The organism is uncultured Thiodictyon sp., from assembly GCA_903837595.1.
Classification (GTDB): Bacteria; Pseudomonadota; Gammaproteobacteria; order Chromatiales; family Chromatiaceae; genus Thiodictyon.
The window spans coordinates 1-14,434 of sequence record CAILVI010000362.1 but is presented as its reverse complement, the minus strand read 5'-3'; the positions used below and the strand labels follow the sequence as shown (position 1 = coordinate 14,434).

16 protein-coding genes are annotated in these 14,434 nt (G+C 65.7%); 8 read left to right on the top strand and 8 right to left on the bottom strand.

What is annotated here, in order from left to right; genetic code table 11:
- The 7 genes from rho to QZY44_RS20890 all read left to right on the top strand — a co-directional run.
- The coding region (gene rho / locus QZY44_RS20920) for a transcription termination factor Rho (RefSeq protein ID WP_295451324.1) at positions 1–638 on the top strand (638 nt) is incomplete at its 5' end.
- A 46-nt stretch (positions 639–684) separates the two neighbouring features.
- The gene (locus QZY44_RS20915) at positions 685–1,947 is read left to right on the top strand and encodes an AAA-like domain-containing protein (protein ID WP_295451321.1); all 1,263 of its coding nucleotides are present in this window, start codon (positions 685–687) and stop codon (positions 1,945–1,947) included.
- Entirely contained in the window at positions 1,947–2,267 is a 321-nt protein-coding gene (locus QZY44_RS20910) for a hypothetical protein (RefSeq protein ID WP_295451318.1), read from the top strand. The genes QZY44_RS20915 and QZY44_RS20910 overlap by 1 nt, the downstream gene beginning before the upstream one ends.
- Before the next feature lie 60 nt (positions 2,268–2,327).
- The gene (miaB, locus tag QZY44_RS20905) at positions 2,328–3,668 is read left to right on the top strand and encodes a tRNA (N6-isopentenyl adenosine(37)-C2)-methylthiotransferase MiaB (RefSeq protein WP_295451315.1); all 1,341 of its coding nucleotides are present in this window, start codon (positions 2,328–2,330) and stop codon (positions 3,666–3,668) included.
- A 39-nt stretch (positions 3,669–3,707) separates the two neighbouring features.
- Positions 3,708–4,787, top strand: a complete 1,080-nt coding sequence (locus QZY44_RS20900) for a PhoH family protein (RefSeq protein WP_295451311.1) — start codon at positions 3,708–3,710, stop codon at positions 4,785–4,787.
- The gene (gene ybeY / locus QZY44_RS20895; protein WP_295451309.1) at positions 4,777–5,250 is read left to right on the top strand and encodes an rRNA maturation RNase YbeY; all 474 of its coding nucleotides are present in this window, start codon (positions 4,777–4,779) and stop codon (positions 5,248–5,250) included. Before QZY44_RS20900 ends, ybeY begins: the two co-directional genes overlap by 11 nt.
- Positions 5,251–5,256: 6 nt before the next feature.
- The gene (locus QZY44_RS20890) at positions 5,257–6,126 is read left to right on the top strand and encodes a transporter associated domain-containing protein (RefSeq protein WP_295451306.1); all 870 of its coding nucleotides are present in this window, start codon (positions 5,257–5,259) and stop codon (positions 6,124–6,126) included.
- Positions 6,127–6,320: 194 nt separating this feature from the next.
- Here the strand turns inward: QZY44_RS20890 and fur are convergent, their stop codons facing one another.
- Entirely contained in the window at positions 6,321–6,734 is a 414-nt protein-coding gene (gene fur, locus QZY44_RS20885; protein WP_295451303.1) for a ferric iron uptake transcriptional regulator, read from the bottom strand.
- 110 nt (positions 6,735–6,844) lie between these two features.
- Between fur and QZY44_RS20880 the strand changes: the two genes are divergently transcribed.
- Positions 6,845–7,345 (top strand): outer membrane protein assembly factor BamE, encoded by a 501-nt coding sequence (locus QZY44_RS20880; RefSeq protein ID WP_295451300.1) that lies wholly within the window; start codon positions 6,845–6,847, stop codon positions 7,343–7,345.
- A gap of 90 nt (positions 7,346–7,435) precedes the next feature.
- Here QZY44_RS20880 and QZY44_RS20875 read toward each other — a convergent pair whose 3' ends face one another.
- From QZY44_RS20875 to QZY44_RS20845, 7 genes are all read right to left on the bottom strand, one after another.
- The gene (locus tag QZY44_RS20875) at positions 7,436–7,870 is read right to left on the bottom strand and encodes a type II toxin-antitoxin system RatA family toxin (RefSeq protein WP_295451293.1); all 435 of its coding nucleotides are present in this window, start codon (positions 7,868–7,870) and stop codon (positions 7,436–7,438) included.
- Positions 7,871–7,872: 2 nt separating this feature from the next.
- On the bottom strand, positions 7,873–9,219 hold the full coding sequence (glmM, locus tag QZY44_RS20870; RefSeq protein ID WP_295451290.1) for a phosphoglucosamine mutase: 1,347 nt from the start codon (positions 9,217–9,219) through the stop codon (positions 7,873–7,875).
- Between the two features lie 248 nt (positions 9,220–9,467).
- Positions 9,468–10,310: a dihydropteroate synthase gene (folP, locus tag QZY44_RS20865; protein ID WP_295451280.1), complete on the bottom strand. Its 843-nt coding sequence runs from the start codon at positions 10,308–10,310 to the stop codon at positions 9,468–9,470.
- A 19-nt stretch (positions 10,311–10,329) separates the two neighbouring features.
- Complete coding sequence (ftsH, locus tag QZY44_RS20860) at positions 10,330–12,249, bottom strand: ATP-dependent zinc metalloprotease FtsH (RefSeq protein WP_295451327.1); 1,920 nt, start codon at positions 12,247–12,249, stop codon at positions 10,330–10,332.
- A 167-nt stretch (positions 12,250–12,416) separates the two neighbouring features.
- Positions 12,417–13,040, bottom strand: coding sequence for a 23S rRNA (uridine(2552)-2'-O)-methyltransferase RlmE (rlmE, locus tag QZY44_RS20855; RefSeq protein WP_295451277.1), 624 nt, complete (start codon positions 13,038–13,040; stop codon positions 12,417–12,419).
- 184 nt (positions 13,041–13,224) lie between these two features.
- Positions 13,225–13,596, bottom strand: coding sequence for a high-potential iron-sulfur protein (locus tag QZY44_RS20850; RefSeq protein WP_295451274.1), 372 nt, complete (start codon positions 13,594–13,596; stop codon positions 13,225–13,227).
- A gap of 148 nt (positions 13,597–13,744) precedes the next feature.
- Positions 13,745–14,212 carry a C40 family peptidase gene (locus QZY44_RS20845; protein WP_295451271.1) on the bottom strand — a complete coding sequence of 156 codons (468 nt, stop codon included), beginning with the start codon at positions 14,210–14,212 and terminating at the stop codon, positions 13,745–13,747.
- Positions 14,213–14,434: the final 222 nt, after the last annotated feature.

Here is a 14,434-nt window from a genome sequence, read left to right as displayed (position 1 = left end):
TCCTGATCGATGAGCGCCCCGAAGAGGTCACCGACATGGAACGTTCGGTCAACGCGGAAGTGGTCAGTTCGACCTTCGACGAACCGCCCGAGCGGCATGTGCAGGTGGCCGAGATGGTAATCGAGAAGGCCAAGCGGATGATCGAACACAAGCGCGACGTGGTGATCCTGCTCGACTCCATCACCCGGCTCGCGCGCGCCTACAACACCGTGATCCCCTCCTCCGGCAAGGTGCTCACCGGCGGTGTGGACGCCAACGCCCTGCAGCGTCCCAAGCGCTTCTTCGGCGCCGCCCGCAACATCGAGGAGGGCGGCTCGCTCACCATCCTGGCCACTGCGCTGGTCGATACCGGTTCGCGCATGGACGACGTCATCTACGAGGAGTTCAAGGGCACCGGCAACATGGAGATTCACATGGACCGGCGGATCGCCGAGCGGCGCATCTTCCCCTCCATCAACATCAATCGCTCCGGCACCCGCCGCGAAGAGCTGCTGATGCCCGCCGCCGAGCTCCAGAAGATGTGGATCCTGCGCAAGATCCTGCACCCGATGGACGAGCTGGCCGCCATGGAGTTCCTGCACGACAAGCTCAAGACCACCAAGACCAACGGGGAGTTTTTTGACTCCATGAAGGGGTAGGGCGCAGGACAAGGGATTGTCCGCGTCGTGGCTGTCGAGGTACCAGATGCGCTTTTTCACGACGGAAGGTCCGGTCCGTGCCGCCGACAACTACTGTCTGCCGCCCCTGCAACGCTGGGACTTGGACGAGGTCCTGGGGCTGATCGACCGGAAGAAATACTTCCTGCTCCACGCGCCGCGCCAAACGGGTAAAACAAGCTGTCTGTTGGCGCTGATGGAGTACCTGAACCAGGGGGACCGCTACCGGGCCGTCTATGCCAATCTGGAAGGTGCGCAGACCGCGCGCGAGGATGTCGCGCGCGGCATGCGGACCATCTGCGGCACCATTGAGGCGGCGGCACGGCTCTATATCGGCGATACCCGCCTGCACCCCTGGACGCAGGACGCTTGGCAGACGCGCGGCCCCGACGGCGCGCTGACCGGTCTGCTCGAGCACTGGAGTCTGAACAGTCCGGCACCGCTGGTGCTGATGCTCGACGAGGTGGACGCACTGATCGGCGACACCCTGATCTCACTGTTGCGCCAATTGCGCGCCGGCTATACCCAGCGGCCGACGGCCTTCCCGCAGACGGTGATCCTGTGCGGGGTGCGGGATCTGCGTGACTACCGGATTCATTCCAGTACTCAGGCGGCGATCATCACCGGCGGCAGCGCGTTCAACATCAAGGCGAAATCGCTGCGCCTGGGGGATTTCACGGCGGACGAGGTGGCCACACTGCTTGGGGAGCATACTGCTGAGACCGGCCAGGTCTTCACCCCCGAGGCACTGGTGCGGGTCTGGTATCTGACCCGGGGCCAGCCTTGGCTGGTCAATGCACTGGCCTATCACGCCTGCTTTGAGATGCCGGCGGGTCGCGACCGCACGCGGCCGGTGACGGTGGAACTGATCGACCAAGCCAAGGAGTATCTGATCCTCAATCGGGTCACCCATCTGGATCAACTGTCCTACAAGCTGCGCGAGGAGCGGGTGCGTCGCGTGATCGAGCCGATGCTGGCCGGGACCGAGATGGGGGTGGTGCCGGAGGACGACCGCCAGTACTTGGTGGACCTGGGGCTCTTGCGCCGCGACGGGGCCGGCGGGTTGGTGGTCGCCAACCCCATTTACCGCGAGGTCCTGCCGCGCGCACTGGCCGGCGGTCCGCAGGATTCACTGCCGCACATCAACTCGACCTGGCTCAATGCCGACGGCACGCTCAACCCCGCACACCTGCTCGACGCCTTTCTGGCCTTCTGGCCTTCTGGCGTCGGCACGGGCAACCGCTCCTGGGCAGCGCCCCTTATCATGAGATCGCTCCGCACCTGGTCCTGATGGCCTTCCTGCACCGCGTCATCAACGGCGGCGGGACCCTGGAGCGGGAATATGCCATCGGCTCCGGGCGCATGGACCTGTGCTTGTCTTACGGGCCGCTGACGCTCGCGATGGAACTCAAGGTCTGGCGTGACGGCGCCCCGGACCCGCTGGCTGAGGGGCTGGCTCAGTTGGACGGCTATCAGGCTGGTCTGGGGCTCGACTGGGGCTGGCTCATCATCTTCGACCGGCGCGCCGGTCAGCCGCCGATCGCCGAGCGCACCGCGAGCGGGGAGGCGCAGAGCCCCCAGGGTCGGCGCATTGCTGTGGTGCGTGCCTGACGCCGCGCGGCACCCGCGAATCTGGACCAACCGCCCCCCTTCCGTTACCCTCAGCACACGATGACCCGAAAGCTATTTGTCCAAACCTACGGCTGCCAGATGAACGAGTACGACTCCGCGCGCCTGGCGGACGTGCTGCGCGAATCCCATGGCCTGGTGCTGACCGAGCACGCGGAAGACGCCGACGTGCTGCTGCTCAACACCTGCTCCATCCGCGAGAAGGCGCAGGAGAAGGTGTTCTCCCAGCTTGGGCGCTGGCGGCCCTGGAAGGTGGCGCGCCCCGATCTCGTGATCGGCGTGGGCGGGTGCGTGGCGAGCCAGGAGGGGGAGGCGATCCGTACCCGCGCCCCCTATGTCGATCTGGTGTTCGGTCCCCAGACCCTGCACCGCCTGCCGCAGATGCTCGACGAGTTGGCGGCGGGTCGGCAGCCGCTGGTGGACGTGTCCTTCCCGGTGGACGAGAAGTTCGACTGCCTGCCCGCGCCACGGGCGGACGGCCCGACGGCCTTTGTCTCGGTGATGGAGGGTTGCTCCCGGTTCTGCACCTATTGCGTGGTGCCCTACACCCGGGGTGCAGAGGTCAGCCGGCCCTGCGCCGATGTGCTGGCGGAGGTTGCGGCGCTGGCCGCGCAGGGGGTGCGGGAGGTCAACCTGCTGGGCCAGAACGTCAATGCCTACCGGGGGCGCTTGGACGATGGGGGCGTGGCGAACCTGGCGGCACTGATCCGCCAGGTGGCTGCCATCGACGGGATCGAGCGTATCCGCTTCACCACCAGCCACCCCCTGGCCTTCTCCAAGTCACTGATCGATGCCTACCGGGAGGTGCCGGAACTGGCGAGCCTGCTGCACCTGCCGGTGCAGTCGGGCTCCGACCGCATCCTGGCGGCGATGCGGCGCGGCTACACGGCCCTGGAGTTCCGCTCCAAGATTCGGGCGATCCGAGAGGCGCGCCCCGATATTCTGATCTCGTCCGATTTCATCGTCGGCTTCCCCGGCGAGACCGAGGCTGACTTTGCCGCGACCCTGGCACTGATCGACGACTGCGCCTTTGATCTGAGCTACAGTTTTATCTACAGCCGCCGCCCCGGCACCCCGGCGGCGGACTACCCGGACGATTGCCCGCCGCAGGTCAAGAAGGAGCGCCTGGCCCGCCTGCAACAGCGCATCGAGTCCAACACCCGCGGCTACAGCGCGGCGATGGTGGGTACGGTACAGTCCGTCCTGGTGGAGGGGCCGTCCCGCAAGGACCAGGCCCAACTCTGCGGGCGGACCGAGAACAATCGGGTAGTCAACTTTGTGGGCGCCCCCGACTTGATCGGCCGCTTCGTCGACCTGACCATTACCCAGGCGCTGCCCAACTCGTTGCGCGGTGTCCTGGCCCCAGCGGCCCGTGTCCGGTGACACTTCAATCATCCATCTGCAATTAGAAATCTGAAATTCTTGTCTGCCCAACCTCAATCACTCGATTTGGAACTGGCCCCCGCGGATAACCCGCGGCTGGCCAATCTCTGCGGACCCTTCGAGCAACACCTGCGGCTGATCGAGCGGCGGCTCGGCATCGAGATCAGCAACCGCGGCATGTCCTTCCGGCTCATCGGCGAGGGGGCGGCGGTGCGCCTGGGGGACCAACTCCTGCGCGACCTCTATGCCGACACGCGCGACGAGGTGTTGAGTCCGGAGGCGATCCATTTGTCACTGCGCGCGCTCGGCGCGGACGACCTGATGGGGGCCGTGGAGAGCCATCTGCCGGAGCTGGTCATCAAGACCAAGCGCGGTCTGATCAAGGCGCGCGGGCCCAATCAGCAGGAATATCTGCACGCCATCGCCCATCACGACATCGCCTTCGGGGTCGGCCCGGCGGGTACCGGCAAGACCTATCTGGCGGTGGCCTGCGCGGTGGAGGCGCTGGAGTCGGATCGGGTACGACGCCTGTTGCTGGTGCGTCCCGCGGTGGAGGCGGGCGAGCGGCTCGGTTTCCTGCCCGGGGACCTGGCCCAGAAGATCGATCCCTATCTGCGTCCGCTCTATGACGCGCTCTTTGAGATGCTCGGCTTCGAGAAGGTCAACAAGCTTCTGGAGCGCAACGTGATCGAGGTGGCCCCGCTCGCCTATATGCGCGGGCGCACCCTCAACGACGCCTTTATCATCCTGGACGAGGCGCAGAACACCACGCCCGAGCAGATGAAAATGTTCCTGACCCGCATCGGTTTCGGCTCCACCGCCGTCATCACCGGTGATGTGACCCAGGTCGACCTGCCGCGTGGTCAGCCCTCGGGGCTGCGCCAGGCGGTGGAGGTCTTGAGGGACGTGGACGGCATCAGCTTCACCTTTTTCAATGCCCGTGACGTGGTGCGCCATGCGCTCGTGCAGCGTATCGTTCATGCCTACGAGGCGTTCGACCGGCCCGAGCCGCTGGGGCGGCCCCACAGCAGCCCCGGCCCGCGACGGCCGGGCGCCGACGTCCCTGCCCCCGCGGGTGGTGAGCCAAGAGATGAGGATGTGCCCGCAAATGAACCTTGATCTCGATCTGCAGGTGGCCACCGAGGCGCCCGACGTGCCAACGGAGTCGGACTGTGCGCGCTGGGCCGCCGCCGCCCTGGAAGGTCGCAAGGCGCGAGCGATGCTGACCATCCGCATCGTGGACGAGACTGAGGGGCAGGCACTCAACCTGCAGTACCGGGGTCAGGACCACCCGACCAATGTGCTCTCCTTTCCCTTCGAGGCGCCGCCGGGGCTGCCCGGGATGGAGGAGGTCGACGACCTGCTCGGCGATCTGGTGATCTGTGCCGCGGTGGTGCGCCGCGAGGCCCAGGAGCAGGGCAAGCCGCAAGCCGCCCACTGGGCCCACCTGGTGGTCCACGGCGTGTTGCATCTGCTCGGTGAGGATCACCTCATCGACCTTGATGCAGAGCGCATGGAGGGGCTGGAAACTGTCATCCTGGGCCGGTTAGGATTCCCGCCACCCTACGCGGAGACCCCCTGATATCCCATGACCCGCGATCGATCTATCGACGATTCACCTCCGCGTAACTGGTTCGACCGGTTGACCCAGCTGTTCGGGAGTGAACCACAAAATCGCGAGCAGCTCATTGAGCTGCTCAAGGATGCCAAGAGTCGCGCCCTGTTGGACACGGACGCGCTCAGCATGATCGAGGGCGTGCTCCAGGTCTCGGAGCTGCGGGTACGCGACATCATGATCCCGCGGGCCGAGATGGTCTATGTGCGGCGCGAGGACCCCCTGGAGCGGGTACTGGAGGTGGCGGTGAAGTCGGCCCACTCCCGCTTCCCGGTCATCGGCGACGACAAAGGTGAGGTGGTGGGCGTCATGCTCGCCAAGGATCTCCTGACCTTCTGCGTGGAGAATGGGCGCCGCCCATTCAACATCCGCGACCTGCTGCGCCCCACCGTCTTCGTCCCCGAGAGCAAGCGGCTCAATGTGCTCCTGAAGGAATTCCGCGCCAGCCGCAATCACATGGCCGTGGTGGTGGACGAATACGGCAGTGCCGCGGGCCTGGTCACCATTGAGGACGTGTTGGAGCAGATCGTCGGCGAGATCGAGGACGAGCACGACTATGACGAGGGTGCCGAGATCTACCGTCGCGGCAAGAACGAATACAGCGCCAAGGCCCGCACCCCGATCGAGGACTTCAACGCCTATTTCGCTACCGACCTTTCTGACGCCGAGTTCGACACCATCGGCGGGCTGGTGGTCAAGGCCCTGGGCCACCTGCCCAAGCGGGGCGAGTCGGTCGACATCTACCCCTTGCGCTTTACCGTGATGCGGGCGGACAGCCGACGGGTCTATCTGCTGAGCATCGAGCGGCTGGATGCCGAGCCGGAGGAGGGGGAGTTGCCCTAGGTCAGGCGGCACTCCCAGGGGTTACGCTGAGTCTGCCGGGAGACCGGTGGGAGCGGCTTCAGCCGCGACGCGACCTCGCAAACTGCCGTGGCTTCGTCGCGGCTAAAGCCGCTCCCACGGGGAGCTTTTTATCGTCCGGGGTGGCTGGTCCTGCTGCCATGGCCGTTACCGTGAAAGCAGCATGCAAGCCGGAGCTACTCCTTGGCGCAGGCCGCGCAGACACCATAGATCACCAGCGCGTGATCCTCCATGACGAAGCCATGCTGGACGGCGATGGCGCGCTGGCGCTCTTCGATCAGCGCGTCGGCGAACTCCATCACCCGGTTGCAGCGCACGCACACCAGGTGGTCGTGGTGCTCGCCGCGGTTGAGCTCGAAGACCGACTGGCCGGTCTCGAAGTGGCGCCGACACACCAGACCGGCCTCCTCGAACTGGGTCAGCACCCGGTAGACCGTGGCCAGGCCGACATCCTCGCCGGTGATCAGCAGTTCTTTGTAGACGTCTTCGGCGCTAAGATGGCGGCGCCGGCTGCGCTCCAGAACGCTCAACACCTTCTCGCGCGGACGGGTGATCTTAAGCCCGGCCCCTTTGATTTGTTGGTTGTCCATGCTTGTCCTCCCGGGGGGGTGTGCCAGCTTCCTCCACCGGGTTCCATGTTCCCGGGCCGGGGCTGCTGTATGATGGCGGGGTTTATCCGCTTTGCCCCTATCATAACAAGATGCGAAAGCTTCCCAGTTGTCCGACCACCTGCCTGCTCGGCCTTGCCACCCTGGTCCTCCTGACCGGTTGCGCGGGGAAGCAACGGGTGGATGATTATCAGAGAACCATGTTGGAGCGCTTGCCCTTCGTCTACAAGATGAACGTGCAGCAGGGCAACGTGATCACCGCGGAGCAGGTGGCCCAACTGCAGCCGGGCATGAACAAGCGCCAGGTGCGCTTTCTGCTCGGTACCCCGCTCTTGACCGATTTTTTCAACAGCGACCGCTGGGACTATGTCTACACCATGCAGCGGCCCCGTAAGCCTAAGGAGCGATACTGGCTTACCGTGTTTTTCCAGGACGATGCACTGCTTCGGGTCGAGGGTGATGCCCGCCAGAGTGCCCCGCCGACGGCGCCCAATCAGGCCAAGGAGACGGTGGTGACGGTGCCCGATTATCAAGAGCGCGGGGGGGTGATCACCCGGGGACTGAAGGCGGTCGGCATCACGAAGGGAAAATAGTCATTGGCGGCGAGCGCTGGAGCCCTGGGCGTGTGCTCAGCCGAGATCGGGACCACGCGCTCGATCCCGACTCGCCGTCCATGACACCGCTCAGGAGCGGTAGACCTCGTCGGCACGCTTGCAGAAGGCGTCCACCAGGGTGTTGGCGATCTGGTTGAAGACGGCCCCGAAGGCCTTGTCGATCAAGCGCCCGGAAAACTCGAAGTCCAGTTCCAGTTCGACCTTACAGGCATCCTCCCGCAAGGCCGTGAAGCGCCAGCCGCCGTGGAGCTTGCGAAAGGGCCCGTCCATGAGGGCCAGCTCCATGGAGCGGTTGCGCTCGAAACGGTTGCAGGTGCTGAAGGCCTGATGGATGCCCATGCGCGCGACCTCAATGCGGGCGCAGATCTGCTCCGGGGTCTCCGAGAGTATCGCCGCGGAATGACACCACGGCAGAAAGCGCGGGTAGGCGGTCACGTCATAGACGAGATCAAACATGCGCTCTGTCGAGTGGGCAACCAGTGCACTTTTCTTGACGACGGCCATGGTCAGAGCGCTCCGTCGCCGAGTTGGTTACGCACTACGACCGCCAGCCGCTCGGCCAGGGCCTGCACCTGGGTTGCATCGGCCCCTTCCACCATGACCCGCACCAGGGGTTCGGTGCCGGAGGGGCGCAGCAGGACCCGCCCCCGCCCGCCCAGTTCTTGCTCGGCCAGGCGGACGGCCTCGACCACGGCCGGCAGGCGCAGCACATCGCGCCGCTCGGCGAGGCGAATATTGATCAGGACCTGGGGATAGTGCTCCACCGCGGCGCACAGGTCGTCCAGGCTCGCCCGCAGGGTCCGCAGGGCCGCCAGCACCTGCAAGGCCGCCACGATGCCGTCGCCGGTGCTGGTGCGGTCGCGGCAGATGATGTGGCCCGAGGGTTCGCCACCCAGGATGCCGTCGGTCCGCTTGAGATGCTCCATGATGTAGCGGTCACCCACCTGGGTGCGGGCGAAGCCGATACCGAGGCGCTGCAGTGCGTGCTCGAATCCGAGATTGCTCATCAGGGTCCCCACCACGTCACCGCGCAGGGTGCCGTCCGCCTGGCGGGCGCGGGCGATGATGTAGAGCAGGTCATCGCCGTCCACCAACCGGCCCTGGGCATTGACCATCAGGACCCGATCGCCGTCGCCGTCGAAGGCGATCCCGAGATCAGCGCCCACATTGATCACCGCCTGGCAGAGGGCGGCCGGACTGGTGGACCCCACGTTGCGGTTGATGTTGAGCCCGTCTGGCTCGGTGCCCATGGGCACCACCTCTGCCCCCAATTCCTCGAAGACATGAGGGGCGGCGTTGTAGGTTGCCCCATTGGCGCAGTCCACCACCAGCTTGAGCCCGCGGAAATTCATCGCCGCAGGGATGGTGGACTTACAGAACTCGATATAGCGTCCGCTGGCGTCCTCGACCCGCCTGGCGCGTCCGAGGTTCGCTGCGTCCACGGTTGTCAATGGCCGCTCAAGCTCCGCTTCAATGGCCAATTCGACCGCGTCCGGTAGTTTGTCGCCGTCGGCGGAGAAAAACTTGATTCCGTTGTCCTGATAGGGATTGTGGGAGGCGGTGATGACGATGCCGGCACAGGCCCGGAAGGTGCGGGTGAGATAGGCGACGCCCGGGGTGGACATGGGGCCCAGGAGGCGGATATTGACCCCGGAGGCCACCAACCCTGCTTCCAGGGCGGATTCGAACATATAGCCTGAGATCCGGGTGTCCTTGCCGATCAGAACGGTGCTGCCGTTGCCGTTACCCAGCACGCGACCCGCCGCCCAGCCCAGCTTGAGCACGAAGTCCGGACTGATATTGGGTTCGCCCACCCGGCCGCGGATGCCGTCAGTGCCAAAATATTTTCGCATCGTTGTCCCCATCTGTAGAAGCCGCGGTCTGAGCCCGGCCCCGATCTGTTCCTGCGCTCCGCCACTGCGGCAATGCCGTCAGCCTTGGAGCGCGCATTTTTTGTTTGAACCTTATCAGGAGCAAGTTGAAGACTTGCTGACTGTGCCAGGTTGCGCGGTGCGCCAGCCGCAGTAGTCGCGGTGCACGACGGTTCAAGTGATTCTTGCCAGGCTCATTTGCGTTCATTTGTCGCCGGCCGCCCCGGGGCTCAAGCAGCCGGTGCCAGCTGGGTCACCGCCTCCCAGACGCATAGTGCATCGCGGGTCTCGGCCACGTCATGTACCCGCAGGATAGCCGCCCCGCGTGCCACCGCCAGGAGTGCGGCGGCCAGGCTCGCCGCCAGCCGTTCTGCGGGGGCGCGGCCGGTGAGTGTTCCGACCATGGACTTACGCGACAGGCCCACCAGGACCGGCACCTCGAGGTCAGTCAGTACACTCAAGTTGGCGAGGAGGCGCAGATTGTGCTCTAGGGTCTTGCCGAAGCCGAAGCCCGGGTCGATGAGCAGCCGGGTGTGCGGGATCCCGGCACGCCGGCAGGCCTCCAGGCGCTCGTTGAGGAAGGCCCGCACCTGCGTGGCCACGTCGGTATAGTCGGGTGCCAGTTGCATGGTTAGGGGGTCCCCGACCATGTGCATCAGGCACACCGGGACCCCGAGCCGGGCGGCGGTGTCCAAGGCCCCGGGGGCGCGCAGCGCGCACACGTCGTTGATCAGCCCGGCGCCCGCGGCCACCGCGGCGTGCATGACCTCCGGTTTGTAGGTATCCACCGAGATCGGTACCGACACCGACTGCGCCAGGGCGGTCACCACCGGGATCACCCGCGCCAGTTCCTGCGCGAGGCTGACCGGCGCGGCGCCGGGACGGGTCGACTCGCCGCCGACATCAATCAGGTCCGCCCCCGCCGCGACCATCGCCCGGGCATGCTCCACGGCCGCCTCAAGGCAGCAGTAGCGCCCCCCGTCCGAGAATGAATCGGGCGTTACGTTCAGGATGCCCATCACCCGCACCCGATTGAGGTCGAGGGGCCGACCGCCGCAATCCAGGGCTGACATGCCGCGTCTGCCGTTCGGCTCAGTGCTCGCCGGCTGGTCGGCCCAGGTGGCCATCGTCGCGCGGCATGCCGTGATCCGCATCGTCCCCGGCCGGGTTTGCGCGGGGGCGGGTCGGTTCCTCGTCATTCCAGTCCTTGGGCGGGCGAGGGGGGCGACCGGACATGATATCGTCGATCTGGTCCGCGTCGATGGTCTCGTACTTGATCAGGGCGGCGGCCATCGCGTGCAGCTTCTCGCTATTCTCGGTGAGCAGTTGGCGTGCACGCGTGTAGTTGCGTTCAATGAAGCACCTGACCTCCTCATCGATCAGGTGGTTGGTCTCGTCTGAGACGCTCTTGTGCTGGGCCACCGAGTGCCCCAGGAAGACCTCCTGTTCCTCCTCGCTGTAGGTCAGGGGGCCGAGGCGATCCGACAGGCCCCACTTGGTCACCATGCTGCGGGCGATATCGGTGGCACGCTGGATGTCGTTCTGGGCACCAGTGGTGACACTCTCGGCCCCGAAGACCAGTTCCTCCGCCACGCGCCCGCCGAACAGGCTGGAGATACTGCTCTCCAGGCGCTGCTTGCTGTAGCTGAAACGGTCATCCTCCGGCAGAAACAGCGTCACCCCCAGGGCGCGCCCGCGCGGGATGATGCTGACCTTATGCACCGGGTCGTGCTCCGGGACCAGTCGGCCGACGATCGCGTGACCGGACTCATGGTAGGCGGTGAGGCGCTTCTCTTCATCCGACATGACCATGGAGCGGCGCTCAGCACCCATCATGATCTTGTCCTTGGCCTTCTCCATGTCCTCCATGTCCACCAGCTTTTTGCTGGACCGGGCGGCGAACAGGGCTGCCTCATTGACCAGGTTGGCCAGGTCCGCACCGGAAAAACCGGGAGTGCCGCGGGCGAGCACCGACGCCCGCACATCCTCCGCCGCTGGGATCTTGCGCATGTGGACCTTGAGGATCTGCTCGCGTCCGCGCACGTCCGGCAGGGGTACGACCACCTGCCGGTCGAAGCGCCCGGGGCGCAGCAGCGCCGGGTCCAGCACGTCCGGGCGGTTGGTGGCGGCGATGACGATCACACCCTCGTTGCCCTCGAAGCCGTCCATCTCCACCAGCAACTGGTTGAGCGTCTGCTCGCGCTCGTCGTGACCGCCGCCCAGGCCGGCGCCGCGGTGGCGGCCGACCGCGTCGATCTCATCGATGAAGATGATGCAGGGGGCGTGCTTCTTGGCCTGCTCGAACATATCGCGTACCCGCGAGGCACCCACGCCGACGAACATCTCCACGAAGTCTGAGCCGGAGATGGTAAAGAAGGGCACCTTGGCCTCCCCGGCGATGGCCCGGGCCAGCAGGGTCTTGCCGGTGCCGGGCGGGCCGACCATCAGCACGCCCTTGGGGATCTTGCCGCCGAGCTTCTGGAACTTGGCTGGGTCGCGCAGGAAGTCCACCATCTCCGAGACCTCTTCCTTGGCCTCCTCGGCGCCGGCCACGTCTTGAAAGGTGACCTTGACCTGATCCTCGGAGAGCATGCGCGCACGGCTCTTGCCGAAGGACATGGCCCCCCGGCCGCCGGCCCCGCCCTGCATCTGGCGCATGAACACGACCCAGAGACCGACCAGGATCAGTAAGGGGAACCAGTTGATCAAAATCGACATCAGGGCCGACGGCCGCTCCGGCGGCGCCGCCTTGATGTTCACGCGGTTATTCAGCAGGTCGCCCACCAGGCCGTCGTCGCCCGGGCTATAGGTGGTAAACCGCTGACCCGAGCCGGTGACGCCTTCAATGGTACGCCCCTGGATGGTGACCTCCTTGACGTCGCCGCGCTTGACCTGTTCAATGAAGGCGGAGTAGGTCAGGCCGCGCGGGGCGGACCGGGTGGTGGTGAAATTGTTGAAGACAGTCATCAGCACGATGGCGATGACCACCCAGAGAATCAGATTCTTCGCCATATCGCTCACGGCAGCTCGCCTCTCAGTGATGGGGTTGCCTGGGGTCGGCACCCGGCTCTATGCGGGCAAAGTAACACCCTTGGGGTGCGGAAAAAAGGCCAGTGCGCCGTATTGATGGATGTGCCGGGGCCGCTGGCGTGGGCTGCTCCTCACGCGTCGGGCCACCTTCAGTGCGGGCGGAACCCTTTGGCCACCAGGTACAGTTCCCGGCTCTCGGGCCGCGAGGCCTTGGGTTTGCGGTTCGCCACCACCGCGAAGTCGGCCCGCAACGCGCGCAGCATTTGGTCGAAGCCCACGCCCTGAAAGGTCTTGACCACCAGCCCCCCGCCCGGTCTCAGGGTCTCCCGGGCCAGTTCCAGGGCCAACTCCACCAGATAGGCCATGCGTGGCTGATCGACCTCGGGGGTACCGGAGATGTTCGGTGACATATCGGAGAGCAACAGGTCGACCGGCGCCTCCCCGAGGCGCTCACGCAGCGCCGCCAGGACCTCGGGTTCACGGAAGTCCCCGGTCAGGACCTCGACGCCTGCCAGGGGGTCCATCGCCAGCAGGTCCAAGGCGAAGACCTGGCCGCGTTGACCCACCAGGTGCGCGGCGATCTGGGACCAGCTGCCGGGGGCCGCACCCAGATCGACGACCCGCATGCCCGGGGACAGTATCCGGTCGCGGTCCTGGATCTCCAGGAGCTTGTAGGCCGCGCGCGAGCGATAGCCCGCCTGTTGCGCCAGCTTGACGAAGGGGTCGCTGAACTGGCGATCGAGCCAGCGGCGGCTGGACTTAGTGCGCGCCATGGGGCCGGGTATCTAAGGTCTGCTCTGCGGTGGTCATGGTGTCTGCCCAATCATTGAAGGTGCGGCGGCGATGGGAGCCTGGACCATGCCCTCGCGGGTTGCGCCAGGCCAGGAACGCAAAACGGGGCCGTCGGCCCCGTTTCTAAGTCCCAACAGGAAATTTAAGGAGTAGGGCGAGCGGCGATTACGCGGGCCTGACGATCCAGGAAGCGCACCAGCCGTTGACGCTGACCAGCTTGCCGGGGAACAGGGTGCAGCCCTGCCAGTCGGGGGTGCCGGCGCCGGGCACCAGCAACTGACAGTTCGAACATTTCTGCTCGGCTGGCGGCAAGCCGGGACGGGCGGCGGTGGCGCGCTCCGACTTGGTGGCATCCTCGCTGTACTTGAGCGCGACGGCGGTCGGGTCATTGGCGGCGACGGCATGGGGGGGGGCCGACGCCTGGGCGTGCGCACTGCCGACACCGACCAGATTGATGACCGGAATGGCGAGCGTGGCGCCCAGCATCAGCTTGACGGCGTCGCGACGGTTCTCGTTCACGGGCTTGTCGTCAGACATCGGTAGCGAACTCCTCTTGACGTCAGTGTTCGGATAATCTGTGGGTGACTCGCCCAGGGACAACGCCTGGGACCGCCGGGCATTCTGCAACAAGGGGGCGGAAAAGGCGAGCCGGATCGGGTTTGTTCGACCAGTCGAGCGGCCCGTATCAGTCCAGATAGCTTCCCGCGCCCACATAACGCGCGCTCCAGTAGGGTGTGTAAAGTCGCGTCAGTCCCACCTGGTGCATTGCGGTGGAGGCGTGGACGAAGCGGTTCTTATCCACCATTAGCCCGACATGGCTTACCCCGGGGCCGGTGTGAAAAAACACCAGATCACCGGGGCGCAGGGCCTCCAGGCGCACCGGCTTGGCGGCACGCAGTTGATCGCCCGACATCCGCGGGATGCGCACCCCGACCTGCCGGTAGGCGTAGCTGGTCAAGGCGCTGCAATCGAGCGCCTGGCCGGGTCGATTCGCCCCATAACGATAGGGTGTACCCACCTGGGAGAGCGCGGCGGACACCACCTCTGAGCGCTTGCCGCTCACCTGTGGTGAACTGCTGAGCCCCGCGCAGCCACCCAGCAGCACCGAGGCGATCAGGCCGACCGCCGGCAAAATCCGAGTATCACTCTTCACAATTGACTCCCGCTTAACGTTGCAATCGATTGTTTCGGAGCCTTTTATACCTCATGCGCTTGCTTGTCAACCGGGAGTGAAGCCAGCCTGGGACGCAGCAACTTGGCGTGTGCACCGGCGCAATCCAGTCAGAAGGGTGCTCGCTGACTTTACGCGACCGCGCCTAACCCTTAACCTTGCGCTTTTGGCGAGGGCGAGGGCGCGGGCCGCATCGCCCCACCC

Bases quoted from the DNA above. Each gene is read 5' to 3' on its own strand.
- QZY44_RS20915 (WP_295451321.1), top strand. From the start codon at position 685: ATGCGCTTTTTCACGACGGAAGGTCCGGTCCGTGCCGCCGACAACTAC.
- QZY44_RS20910 (WP_295451318.1), top strand. From the start codon at position 1,947: ATGGCCTTCCTGCACCGCGTCATCAACGGCGGCGGGACCCTGGAGCGG.
- miaB (WP_295451315.1), top strand. From the start codon at position 2,328: ATGACCCGAAAGCTATTTGTCCAAACCTACGGCTGCCAGATGAACGAG.
- ybeY (WP_295451309.1), top strand. From the start codon at position 4,777: ATGAACCTTGATCTCGATCTGCAGGTGGCCACCGAGGCGCCCGACGTG.
- QZY44_RS20890 (WP_295451306.1), top strand. From the start codon at position 5,257: ATGACCCGCGATCGATCTATCGACGATTCACCTCCGCGTAACTGGTTC.
- fur (WP_295451303.1), bottom strand. From the start codon at position 6,734: ATGGACAACCAACAAATCAAAGGGGCCGGGCTTAAGATCACCCGTCCG.
- QZY44_RS20880 (WP_295451300.1), top strand. From the start codon at position 6,845: ATGCGAAAGCTTCCCAGTTGTCCGACCACCTGCCTGCTCGGCCTTGCC.
- QZY44_RS20875 (WP_295451293.1), bottom strand. From the start codon at position 7,870: ATGGCCGTCGTCAAGAAAAGTGCACTGGTTGCCCACTCGACAGAGCGC.
- glmM (WP_295451290.1), bottom strand. From the start codon at position 9,219: ATGCGAAAATATTTTGGCACTGACGGCATCCGCGGCCGGGTGGGCGAA.
- folP (WP_295451280.1), bottom strand. From the start codon at position 10,310: ATGTCAGCCCTGGATTGCGGCGGTCGGCCCCTCGACCTCAATCGGGTG.
- ftsH (WP_295451327.1), bottom strand. From the start codon at position 12,249: ATGGCGAAGAATCTGATTCTCTGGGTGGTCATCGCCATCGTGCTGATG.
- rlmE (WP_295451277.1), bottom strand. From the start codon at position 13,040: ATGGCGCGCACTAAGTCCAGCCGCCGCTGGCTCGATCGCCAGTTCAGC.
- QZY44_RS20850 (WP_295451274.1), bottom strand. From the start codon at position 13,596: ATGTCTGACGACAAGCCCGTGAACGAGAACCGTCGCGACGCCGTCAAG.